This window comes from Gordonia insulae, assembly GCF_003855095.1.
Classification (GTDB): Bacteria; Actinomycetota; Actinomycetes; order Mycobacteriales; family Mycobacteriaceae; genus Gordonia; species Gordonia insulae.
This window is the reverse complement of the sequence record NZ_CP033972.1, coordinates 1,988,459-2,000,125: the sequence shown is the minus strand read 5'-3', so window position 1 is coordinate 2,000,125 and position 11,667 is coordinate 1,988,459. Positions and strand designations below refer to the sequence as shown.

The following is an 11,667-nucleotide window of genomic DNA, read 5'->3' as shown; positions in this document are numbered from 1 at the left end:
ACACGTCGAAAGGGGGCGTTCGTGACGTATCCGCCCGAACCGGGTTGGGAGCGGCGGCCGCCGCACGACGAATGGACTCCGATGCCGCCCACGGATCCGCCCGGCGGGCCCGAGGGAGGTCACGGCCAGGTCTACGGGCAGAGCCCGTTCGGGGCGGCGTCCGACCCGTACCCGTCCGATCAGTACGGCCAGAATCCTTACGCGCAGAGCCAGTATCCGCAGAATCCTTACGGGCAGAATCCTTACGGGCAGAACCAGTATCCGCAGAACCAGTATCCGCAGGCGTATGGGCAGTACGCGGGCTACCAGAATCCGTACGGATATGGCGCCACGATGCGGCCGGAGACCGACGGTCGTGCCATCGCGTCGCTGATCTGTGGTGTGCTCTCCCTGCCTCTGGCATTCATGTGCAGCGGGCTGGGCCTGCCTCTGCCCATCGTGGCGGTGGTCCTCGGATTCCTCGCCCGGCGTGATATCGAGAACTCCGGCGGTCTGAAGACGGGATCGGGGATGGCGCTCGCCGGCATCATCACCGGGGCGGTCGGGATCGTCCTGATGCTGCTGATGTTGACCGTGCTAGGTGTCAGCATCGCTGACGATTTCGCCGCGGCCTGATTCACTGGTGCCTGGCCCAGATCACCGACGCGACCGCCGGCCGCGCGCCCAGAAAGGACGTATCCGATGACCGAACCTTCCGATCGCACGCCCGCCGACGGCACGCCCGAGCCGCAGGGCGGAACCACTGAGGGTGACCCGCAGCCGGGTAGTCCGCGGTACGCGTCCGCACCGCAGGGCGACGCAGAGCCCGATGCCCAGCAGTTCGGGGCTTCTCATCACTCCGCGCCGCGCCAGGAAGCACCCGAACCCGGGACGCCGCCGTATGGGTCACCCCAGTACGGAGCACCCCAGTACGGGGCACCGCAGTACGGGGCACCGCAGTACGGAGGCCCACCCCAGTACGGCGCACCGCCGTATGAGGCACCGCAGTATGAGGCAACGCAGTACGGCGGCGCACCGCAGTATGGGGCACCTCAGTACGGGGGCGCACCCCAGTACGGATCCCCGTATGGCATGGGCGGCTATCCGGTGGTCCGGCAGACCAACGGGAAGGCGATCGCGTCGCTCATCTGCGGTATCGGATCGTTCGCGGTCTGTCCCGGTGTGCTCGGTGTGGTCGCGGTGATCCTCGGCAATTCGGCCCGGGACGAGATCACCGCATCCGCAGGCACCCAGGAGGGCGAGGGGATGGCCAAGGCGGGACTCATCCTGGGGTGGATCTCGATCGCACTCGTGGTGATCTTCCTGGTCATCATGCTGATCGCGCTGATCTTCGGGGCGTTCGCCTCGTCGGCATGAGTCGGCTCGACGGGCGTTTTGGAGCTGACGCCACGGACCGGTAGTCTGGTGTGGTTGTGTGCCGCGCCTGACCGGCTCGCCAGCTCGTGACAGACGCCGGCGCACCCATCAGCGGGACCTTCCTCACCGAGTGCGGACGGGCCCCACAAGACTTACACGTAGGAGAAGGGCTCAACCATGGCTGTACCGAAGCGCCGGATGTCGCGGGCGAACACCCGCAGCCGTCGTTCGCAGTGGAAAGCGGACAACCCGGCTTTGCAGGAAGTGAAGGTCAACGGGGTCGCACAGCGCATCCCGCGTCGCCTCGTCAAGGCCGCCAAGGCCGGCATCATCGACCTGGATCGTCGCTGAGCGCATCGCGCTGATTCCGGCCTAGTGGTCGGAGCGCGTTCTCCCGGCTTCATCACAACGACCGCCTCGGGTATCCCGGGGCGGTCGTTGTTGTGCACTCCGCAGACTGACACGATGTGCGTGTGCTGCAGGAGATCCTCAACGACCTCGGGATCGCGGTGTTCGCCGCGTCCGGTGCCCTGCTCGGCGTCCGTAAGGACTTCGATCTGTGGGGCATCGTCACGGTCGGCGTACTGACCGGGGTCGGGGGCGGCATCCTGCGCGATCTCCTGCTCGGCATCACACCGCCCACCTCGGTGCAGAACTGGCCGCCGATCATCGTCGCCGCGGTCGCGAGCCTGGCCATCTTCTTCTTCCACCCGACGTTCACGCAGCTACGCCGCAGCGTGCTGATCCTCGACGCGATCGGTATGGGTCTCTTCGCGTCCAGCGGCGCCGCCGTCGCGATCGATCAACACGTCAGTGCCTTCGCGGCCACCCTGGTGGGACTGCTCACCGCGGTCGGGGGCGGCATCCTCCGTGACGTCCTGGCCAACGAGATCCCACTGCTGTTGCAGCCGGCCGATCTCTACGCGGTTCCGGCGTTGCTCGGCGCCGGGGTCGTCGCGGTCGGCGGCACCTTGTCGTCGGTGCCGATCTGGGTGTGGCTGATCATCGGGACGGCGGTGGCGACGGGTCTGCGGGTGGCGGGACTCGCGTTCGGGTGGCGGCTGCCGACCGCCGGCCCGGGGTGGCGTCGCCGCGACGCGGGCACGTGAGTTCGCCGGCAAGAGGTTGACACCCGACAGATCGAAACCCGGCGATCAGCGGGTCGCGGAGCGGTCAGTCGCATATCGTCGCGTGGTGGGGATGCGGGGGTGGTACCGGGTAATCGGTCTGTGCGCGGCGGTTGTGGCGTTGTGCACGTCATGGGCTGCGGGTCCGGCGGATGCCGCACCCGACGTCGGTCGAGGCGCCGGGAGTGTCACGCAGGCCTACCTCCTCGGGGCGACCCCGGGTGCCGCGGTCACGCTTGATGACGCCGCGGGCCACGTCGCCGGTGCGGGGCGGGTCGATGAGTTCGGTTCCTTCCTGGTCCGCGACCTGACGCCGGGCTCGGGCTACCGATTTCGAGTGAACGGATTGTCGGGCAACAGCTTTGCGGTGCTCGACGGGGTGACCCCGCCGTCGTCGTCGCTCTTTCGGCAGTCGCTGCGGCCCGGGCTGAACTACATCCGGGTGCGGGACGGGATCTCCCTGGCCGCCGTCGTGCGGCTGCCGCCGGGTAAGACGATGGCCGACGGCCCGTTCCCGACCGTGATCGAGTACTCCGGCTATCAGACCGCTGCTCCGAATGACTTCCTGCTCGGCGCGCTCGGGTCACTGGTCAAGCGGCCGGACCCGCTGGCTCCGGCCATCAGCACCATGTTCGGCGGGATCGTTGCGCCGACGGCGGGATTCGCGACGGTCAATGTCCAGATGCGGGGAAGCGGGTGCTCGGGCGGCGCCTTCGACCTCTTCGATTATCCGACCACCTACGACGGCTATGACGTCGTGGAGACCGTCGCGCGTCAGCCTTGGGTGGCGCACCACAAGGTGGGCATGGTCGGGATCTCGTTCTCGGGGATCTCCCAGATCTCGGTCGCGGCCACACGCCCACCGGGGCTGGCGGCCATCGCACCGATGAGCATCACCGACGATCTCTACTCGACAGGATTCCCGGGCGGCATCTTCAACACCGGGTTCGCCAACTCCTGGCTCGTCGAGCGCCAGGAACATGCGCGGCCGGCCCCCGACGGTGGGCAACCCTACGCCCGCGAACTGATCCGCCGCGGCGATCGTGCGTGCGCCGCAAACCAACGACTCCGACTCCAGACACAGAACATCGAGGACCTGATCGCGCAGAACCCGACGCGCACCCCGGCACTGTTCGACCACCGTTCGCCCGCGCACTGGGCATCGAAGATCACCGTGCCGGTCTTCCTCTCCGGTGCGCTCCAAGACGAGCAGACCGGGCCGCAGTGGACGTCGGTGATCGACGAACTCCGCGGCAACCGCAATGTGTGGGTGAAGGCGGTCAACGGCGCGCACTTCGACTCGGCCGATCCGCAGATCCTCGGGCCGTGGAACGAGTTCCTCAACATCTTTGTCGCCCAACGGGTACCACGGGACAATCCGGCGCTTGTTGCTCTGGCTCCGGTGCTCTACGAGGCCACGACGGGCACTCCGGGCCGACCGCTGGTGACGTCCCGGTTCCCCGCGGCGCCGTCGGTGGCGGCAGCACGTGCCGCATTCGCCCGGGACCCGCGGGTGCAGGTCTTCTTCGGGTCGGGCACCGACACGTCGTCGATCGCCGGCCCGGGAAACCTCTCCGCGCCGTGGTCCGCGGGATTCGGCGCGTGGCCACCCGCCTCGGTCGCATCGGGAACACGACTGTCCCTCGACGTCGGCGGGCGACTGACATCCGCGCCGGCGCGGCCCTCGTCCATCGCATTCCGGCCCGACCCGGCAGCTCGACCGGGCGGCACACTCGATGTGGTCGGACCGTCGCAGCTGCCGTGGAAGGCGCTGCCGCCCTATCACTGGACGTCCGTGCCTGGGAGGTCGGGCGTCGGCTTCGTCACCGCGCCGCGGCAGTCCGACGCCGTGGCGGTGGGACCCGCGAGTCTCGATCTTCGGCTGGCGTCGTCGGCGCCGGACACCGACCTGCAGGCCACCATCTCCGAGGTCCGGCCCGACGGACGCGAGACGTACGTGACGTCGGGGTACCTCCGGGCCTCCCTGCGGAAAGTGAATTCGGCTGCGACAGCGCTGAACCCGACGCGCGACTGGACCTCCTCGCAGCCGCTGGCCGCGGGGTTCCAGACTGTGCGGATTGCCCTGAATCCGATCGCCCACGCGTTCCGGAGCGGTTCACGCATCCGGGTGACCATCACCGCTCCGGGCGGTGACCGGACCTCGTGGCGATTCGCGACACCGCCCACCGGTGGGCGCGTGGTCGACACCATCGCCCTCGGTTCGGGCGGGTCGACGCTCGTCCTGCCGATCGTGCCCGGGTTGCGTGCCGGCACCCCGCTGGGTGTGTGCGACGGACTGCGCGGCCAGCCGTGCCGGAGTTACGCGAGGGCGTTCAACGGCGGCTGATCGTCGGCGTCGGAACCCTCGATGAGCATGTTCTCGTGCGGGGCGTCGACAGCGGCAGCGACCCGACTCCCGACGTCGTCGAGGAACGCATGGATCGTCTCCGTGCCGAGCGCGTTGGCCGGATAGCGGCTCCGGATCGACAGACCACGCCCCGTCCGGGAGATCCAGAACTGGGCGTCGTCGGCGGTGGTGACGTTCGAGATGTGGTGGGCATCGATCTCGTCGTGCAGGGTGGCGCCGGGCAGCGAGCGGTAGTCGACGAACGACGTCATGAAGATGTCGTCGCGGACCTGGTCCAGCCCGCCGAGCGCGGCGATGACCTGTGGGATGGGCACACCACCCAGCCGCACCGCACGCCGCAGCGCCGGGCCGGTCCGCCGGATCGTCTCGAGTAGGTCATCGGTGCTGACGACGCGCAGCGGTGCGTTGGTGGTGAACCATCCGACGGCGTTGCGCCACGGCTCACTGCGGCGGGTGTGCATCGGGAACAGCAGCGCGAGTTCGGGGCCGCCGCCGAGGTGGCGGACGGTGTGCGCCATCGCCGACAGCACTCCGCCGAAGAGGCTCGATCCGTTGGCTCGGCAGATCGTCGCGAACCGTTCGGTGGCGGGACCGTCGAGCAGGCACCTGACGTCGGCGCCCTGCGGTGCACGGTCGCCGGGGGCGACACCGAGATCGAGCGGGAACGTCGGTGGATGGCCGTCATGTTCATCGAAGAAGCGCAGCCAGGACAGCATCCGGGGATCTGACGCGCCCACCTGGGTCATCTCCGACTCCGCTGCGCAATAGTCGACGAAATTCCCGCTCACCGGCAGATTCTCGGGCACAAATGCATCCCGCCCACGGCGATAGCCGTGATACAGGTGGTGGAGGTCATCGACGATGATCGACATCGAGTAGGCATCGACGTGCGAATGATCGAAGCCGCAGATGATCGTGGACACGTCGCGACGGTCGATGGCGCCGAGCAGGTAGGCGGGGAATCCGAATGGGTGACAGGCGGCATCCAGCGTCGCCCACACGGCTTGTCGCAGGGCGCGACGGCTGGTGGCCCGGACACCGGGGTTCTCGTCGAGCCGCAACGCGCTCGGGTCGATCTCTTCACGAACGAATGTGTTGTCGCGCTTGGTGAACGAACTGTGCAGGGTGCCGTGACGGGCGATCAGGGCGTGGTATGCCCGCGCCAGTGCACCCCGGTCGATACGGCCGCGGGCGCTGAAGCTGACCGCGAGCCAGGTGCTGTGGTCGTTCGCGCCGGCCAGGTGCACGCTCTGGTTGAACGACGGGGGTACCACCGAGGTCTGCGGGACGCTCCCGGTCGTATCGACCGACCAGGAGAGGAACTCGCCGGGCTCCGGCAGGTACCGGTCAATGGTGGTGACGTGCAAGGCTGCGCTCCTGGTGGCGGACCGGGTGGGGTGCGGTGGCGACGGGCAGACTCGATGCGGTCAGACCAGGCCGCGTGATCTGATGATCGCCGTGCCGGGCGACGTCGGTGACCACGGTGCAGAGATGTTCGAAGTATCGGTGTACCTGACGTTGCGCGAATGGTGTATCCGGGGTCTGGCTGCCGAGATAGAGACGATCATGATCGCGATTGATCCACAGCGACGCGTTGGCGGTACGACCTTCTCCGGTGAAGATCACCCCGCGGTCGTAGGCCGGTGTCCCGTCGCCGGGAAACCTGCGGAAGTCGATGTAGGACAACAGATTGGGAGCGGACACGACCGACTCCGGTGGTGCTCCGGCAGACACCATGGCGGCGAGGGCGGCCTGGACGGGGACCGTCGCCAGCCGTTTGGTCCGTTGCTGCGCCGAGTACGCGGTGGGTATGAGTCCGGTGAGGCTCGTGACGCCTCCGACATCGAGTTCGATCGGCGAGAACGAACAACACCATCCCTGCGTCGCGGCGAAATCGGGTAACGCGGCGCGCGTGTTCACCACACTCATGCCGTAATAGTCTGTCTCCCCGGTGAGCTCGTACCCGGTGATGGCCAGTGCCGCGTAGATTCCCGACAGGACACGACCACCCGCGTGCACGCACACCCTCTCGAACGCCTCCACCTCGTCGCCGTCCAGCATGGTCATCTCCACCGGTCGGACCGGAGCGGACTCACCGGGACCGAGCCCGAGGTCGAGCGGGAACCCGGGCATGCGGAGGGAATGCCGCGTGAATGTGTCCTTCCACCAGCGGGTCTCCGGTGTCTCTCCGGCGTGCTGTCGTGCCAGGTCGGCCTCGATCTCGGCGTAGTCGAAGAAGCTGCGGGGCACTGTGTTCGTGTCCGCCCGCCCGGCCGCGGCATCCGCCGGTGCCCCGTCGCATAGAGCGGCGTAGAGCTCGGTCAGTTCGGAGAGCGCAAGAGCCTGCGATGCACCGTCACTCAGTGCGTGATCGCAGGCCAGGAAGATCGAGAAGCCACCCGGCCGTGCGATGGCGCCGAACGCGAATCCGGGGAAGGAATCGCTGATCGCCTCGTGCTCGAATCGATCCGCGAGGTGGCGGTGCAGATCGTCGGCGGTGTCCACCGTGCCGGCGTCGACGACACCGAACTCGATGTCCTCGGCATCGACGAGATGTCGCCTGACCTCGTGTCCGTCACAGTCGAACCAACTGCGCAGGATCGGGTGGCGGCGCACGAAGGTCTCGAGTGCGCGGGTCATCGCATCCACGTCGAGGTCGCCGTCGAGTTCGGTACCCGAGCCAAGGTATGCGCGGTGTGGCGCACCCGCCGATCGTGCGAGACGGCTGCTGCGGATGTGGTTCTCGGCGAGAAAGGTGATCGGCTGTCGGTCGACCCCGGCCGCGGCTGCGGCCATTCGGCATCCCGGACTCGGGTGCCAGCTGAGCGCTCGCCCCGGTTGCGGTTGCCACCATCCCATCGCGGTGATCTTCACGGATTCCTCTCGTCGTCAGGCGGGTTGACGTTCGTCGTGTCCGGATGTGGCGGGCAGCGGCGCAGACCGATCGCGCATGGGTGCGCCGGCATCGATCACGGCGTCGACGATGGTGCACGCCGTGGTGATGAGGCGGCGGACGTTGGCGGCGGCGACCTCGTTTCCGGGGTATCGGGTGGACACGGTCATACCCGTCGGCGTCCGCGCCACCCAGAGGTAGACCTCCGACTCGGAGCGGGTGGCGCCGCGCAGGGTCTGCGCGCGCCACCCGGGCCAGTCCGTGGCGCCCGGGACAAACCGGAGGTCGAGATAGGAGACGACGAACTCGGGCTCGGCATGGGTGCCCAACAGTTGCGCGACGCGTGGATAAGGCAGTCGCGACAGACGCTTGGCCTCACCTATCCCGGCTGCGGATGCGGCCAGTACGTCGGCGATCGTCTCCGCCTGTGCGAGATCCACTTCCAGCGGTCCTATGCCGACGTACCACCCGACCGATTCCACGAACTGTGTCTCGTGCCGGGTGTGCATTGGCATCGCCGCGCGGAGGAGGGGGTCACCGGTCAGCTCCTGGTGGGCCAGTGCGAGTGCCGCTATCACGGCCGTCTGGGTGCTGTGACCCGCTGCACGACTCAATGCGGTCAGCGTGGCCACTTGATCGGCGGTCGCGACGAAGCCCGCCCAACCACGTTGCCGGTCGTCGGTGTCGCGTGGCCCGTCGACCGCGGCCAGCGGCTCGCTGAGTGGCAGGCCGAGATCGGGGAAGCGGCCGCCCGATGCGTCGAGGAATCGCCGCCATCGCTGGATCCCGGGATGATCGACCGTCAGCGTCTCGCCGGCCGCCCGACTGCTCGCACTGAAGTCGACATGACTTCCGATGGGCGACGGGGTCGGTGCGCGGTTCTCGAGTTCGGCGTCATAGAACTGACGCAACTCGTTGATGGACAGGAACATCGAGTACGCATCCATCACCGAGTGATCCGCCGCGAACACCATGTAGAACGATTCGGACCCCGAGCCGGACTGGTCGGTGTCGGAGATCGTCGCCGCCATGCAGTGCGGCCAGTCGAGCGGCGACAGCGCCCGGTCGAACATCGAGATCAGCACGTCGCGGACGGCGTCCGATTCGATCCGGCCGGCCGATTCCGAACATATCGACACGGCGTCGGCCGATCGGGTGCGTCGAACCTGCCGGACGCCTCCACAGGTGTCGGCGGACAGCGTCACTGTTGTTCGGAACGCTTCATGACGGCGGGTCCAGGCGAGGAGGGCGCGTCGCATCGCGTCCGGGTCGAACGCTCTGTCGATCTCGAATACCGCACCCAACCATGAGCTTTCGTGCATCTCCGCCGTGCAGTTCACGCCGGCGCGAGTGATGTGGTCCTCGTGCTCGTAGGTGAGCGGCCTCGCGTCGGTATCCCATCCCGTGGGCTCGGCATCGGTGACCGGCGTCCATCGCGTGACCGTGCCACCCGGTAGTTCATAGGCCGACAGTTCGGTGAATTTCATTGATGTGTATCCGTTTTCCTACTGCGGTAGGTGCTGCTCGCCTGATGGTGATCTGCTCGAGCGGCCGCGTGAATCACTGCGTGGTCCGCAATGCGCACCGCTGCGCTGTCAGGACGAGGGGAGAGGCGGCGCGACAATTGCGCCGGGTCCACCGTGATCATAAGTCGATCTCCGGCGGCTGCACAGCGTCGGAAATGGGTGTGCTTCGTCACACTAACAATCTGATGCACTACGTCGAACATATGAATGTCTGTGTCGCGCAGACGATCTGGGCATCGTGAAACGGATTGTGAGTCGCTCGGTGAGCCGTGTTTCGCTCTCGTTACAACGATGCGACGTCGTGTCGTCTCGAAAAGCGCTTTGCTGCAGCAGAATCCGATGTCAGAAGCACTTTTGACACGTCGGCTCCAGGTAAACTCCACCCGCAATGAGCATGCGGATCGGCTGGATGTCGGGAGTCGGTGGCGATGTCGAGCTCTTGCACCGCCGCGGACGGCGCCTATAACCTGATCTCAGCGGCTGTCGGGGCCGGGGGGAACCGGGGAGTGGTCCGCATCCTGTCACCGATCGACGTGTGGGCGACGGTGCCCGACGAGGGCTCCTGCCGATATCTCCACGACGAATATCACTGAGCTGTAGCAATTCTCGATGTTTGATGAAAAGACTCTGGAGCGTGCTGATGTCCGGTGCTGCCTTGGCGATCGATGCGCACGGGTTGACCAAGAGTTACGGTCGTTCGTGTGCGGTCGACCGCGTGGATCTGCAGATACCCGAGGGTGGCGTGTTCGCCCTGCTGGGTACGAATGGTGCGGGCAAGACGACCACGGTGCGCATGCTCGCGACATTGTCGCGTCCCGATTCGGGCACCGCGCGGGTCTTCGGACTCGACGTGGTCCGGCAGGCCGGAGCGGTTCGCTCGCTGATCGGTGTGACCGGGCAGTACGCCTCCGTCGACGAAGATCTGACCGCCATGGAGAATCTGACCATCTTCGGCCGACTGGTGGGCGCGACGAGCAGGAAGGCCAGGATGCGAGCCGATGCCCTGTTGGATCAGTTCGGCCTCACACCGGTGGCCGATCGGGCGGTGGGTCAGTTCTCCGGCGGGATGCGCCGCCGACTCGACCTCGCAGCGTCGATGATCACCACGCCCCGGTTGCTGTTCCTCGACGAGCCGACCACGGGGCTCGATCCCCGTACGCGAGCACAGATGTGGACGACGATCCGTGCGATGGTGCTCGAGGGATCGACCGTCCTGCTGACCACGCAATACCTCGAGGAGGCCGACCAGCTGGCCGATCACGTCGCGGTCATGGATCGTGGCCGGGTGGTCGCCGACGGTACCGCCGACGAGCTCAAGGCCCGGGTGGGGGACAACAGTGTCCGGCTCGACCTCGCCGACCCCGAGTCGGTCGCGGAGGCCGCGGCCGTCGCGGCACGGTTCGCGCATGCCGAAGTCGTCGTCGGGCGCGGCGATCGACAACTGTCCGTGCCCATGGACGATCTCGATCTTCTGCCCGATCTGCTGATGGAACTGCGCGCGCGCGGGCTGCGGCTACGTGCGGTGAATGTCGAACGCCCCAGCCTCGACGAGGTCTTCTTCGCGCTCACCGGGGGCACCGAGTCCGAGGTCGCGGTATGACGGCGGCCACGGGAGATCTTGTCCTCCGCAATCGGGTCCCGGTGGGAGCCACGATCTCCCAGTCCCTCACCATGGCCCGGCGCGGCCTGCTCAAGATCAAACACAACCCGCAGCAACTGTTCGACGTCATCGTCCTCCCGATCGTGTTCACGATCATGTTCTCCACGCTCTTCGGCGGGGCCATCGTCGGGGACGTCGACGCCTACCTGCCGCTGCTCATCCCGGGTGTGCTGGTCCAGGTGGCCGTTGCCGCCTCGGTCACCACCGGCGTGCAGTTGCGCGAGGACCTCGATCGCGGTGTGTTCGATCGCTTCAAGTCGCTGCCGATCGCGCGCGTCGCACCACTGGCCGGCGCCCTGCTCGCCAACGGCGTCCGCTACGTGGTCGCCACGGTCATCACCGTCGCGGTCGGCGTCGCAATGGGCTACCGACCGGGCAGCGTAGGGGGTCTCGTCGCCGCCTGCGGACTCATCGTGGTCGTCGCGTTCACGCTGAGCTGGATCTTCGCCCTGATGGGGGTCCTGCTGGACAAGGCGTCGACCGTTCAGGGCGTTTCCATGCTGATCCTCATGCCGCTGACCTTCGTCTCCAACGCGCTGGTCCCGATCGACACGATGCCGGGGTGGATGCAGACCTGCGCGGCGGTGAACCCGGTGTCGCATCTCGTATCCGCGGCGCGCGCGCTCGCCGCCGACGGCGCCGCAGGAGCCCAGATCGGCTACACCCTGCTCGGCGCGGCCGCCGTGCTCGCCATCTTCGTGCCCGTGACCCTGAGAACCTACATGCGGAGGACCTGA

Annotated in this window: 10 protein-coding genes; 7 read left to right on the top strand and 3 right to left on the bottom strand. The window is 67.3% G+C overall.

All coding sequences use genetic code 11. The annotated features are described in order from the left end of the window. Positions 1-21: 21 nt before the first annotated feature. The 5 genes from D7316_RS09030 (at position 22) to D7316_RS09010 (ending at position 4,830) form a co-directional block, all read left to right on the top strand. Positions 22-615, top strand: coding sequence for a DUF4190 domain-containing protein (locus D7316_RS09030; RefSeq protein WP_232016838.1), 594 nt, complete (start codon positions 22-24; stop codon positions 613-615). A gap of 66 nt (positions 616-681) precedes the next feature. Then, a complete protein-coding gene (locus D7316_RS27635; protein WP_124707983.1) occupies positions 682-1,356 on the top strand; it encodes a DUF4190 domain-containing protein in 675 nt (224 codons plus the stop codon). 177 nt (positions 1,357-1,533) lie between these two features. Next, positions 1,534-1,707 (top strand): 50S ribosomal protein L32, encoded by a 174-nt coding sequence (gene rpmF / locus D7316_RS09020; protein ID WP_124707982.1) that lies wholly within the window; start codon positions 1,534-1,536, stop codon positions 1,705-1,707. A 122-nt stretch (positions 1,708-1,829) separates the two neighbouring features. Continuing rightward, entirely contained in the window at positions 1,830-2,465 is a 636-nt protein-coding gene (locus tag D7316_RS09015) for a trimeric intracellular cation channel family protein (protein ID WP_124711220.1), read from the top strand. Between the two features lie 91 nt (positions 2,466-2,556). Continuing rightward, complete coding sequence (locus D7316_RS09010) at positions 2,557-4,830, top strand: CocE/NonD family hydrolase (RefSeq protein WP_124711219.1); 2,274 nt, start codon at positions 2,557-2,559, stop codon at positions 4,828-4,830. On the opposite strand, the gene D7316_RS09005 is transcribed toward D7316_RS09010, so the two are convergent. The 3 genes from D7316_RS09005 to D7316_RS08995 all read right to left on the bottom strand — a co-directional run bounded on the left by D7316_RS09005 (position 4,803) and on the right by D7316_RS08995 (position 9,231). Further along, positions 4,803-6,218 carry a condensation domain-containing protein gene (locus D7316_RS09005; protein WP_124707981.1) on the bottom strand — a complete coding sequence of 472 codons (1,416 nt, stop codon included), beginning with the start codon at positions 6,216-6,218 and terminating at the stop codon, positions 4,803-4,805. The two genes, D7316_RS09010 and D7316_RS09005, sit on opposite strands and share 28 nt — an antisense overlap. Then, positions 6,199-7,647 carry a condensation domain-containing protein gene (locus D7316_RS09000; RefSeq protein WP_232016837.1) on the bottom strand — a complete coding sequence of 483 codons (1,449 nt, stop codon included), beginning with the start codon at positions 7,645-7,647 and terminating at the stop codon, positions 6,199-6,201. Before D7316_RS09000 ends, D7316_RS09005 begins: the two co-directional genes overlap by 20 nt. Before the next feature lie 93 nt (positions 7,648-7,740). Further along, a complete protein-coding gene (locus D7316_RS08995; RefSeq protein ID WP_124707979.1) occupies positions 7,741-9,231 on the bottom strand; it encodes a condensation domain-containing protein in 1,491 nt (496 codons plus the stop codon). 679 nt (positions 9,232-9,910) lie between these two features. Here D7316_RS08995 and D7316_RS08990 point away from each other — a divergent pair. After that, positions 9,911-10,870, top strand: coding sequence for an ATP-binding cassette domain-containing protein (locus tag D7316_RS08990; RefSeq protein WP_124707978.1), 960 nt, complete (start codon positions 9,911-9,913; stop codon positions 10,868-10,870). Then, on the top strand, positions 10,867-11,667 hold the full coding sequence (locus tag D7316_RS08985; protein ID WP_124707977.1) for an ABC transporter permease: 801 nt from the start codon (positions 10,867-10,869) through the stop codon (positions 11,665-11,667). The genes D7316_RS08990 and D7316_RS08985 overlap by 4 nt, the downstream gene beginning before the upstream one ends.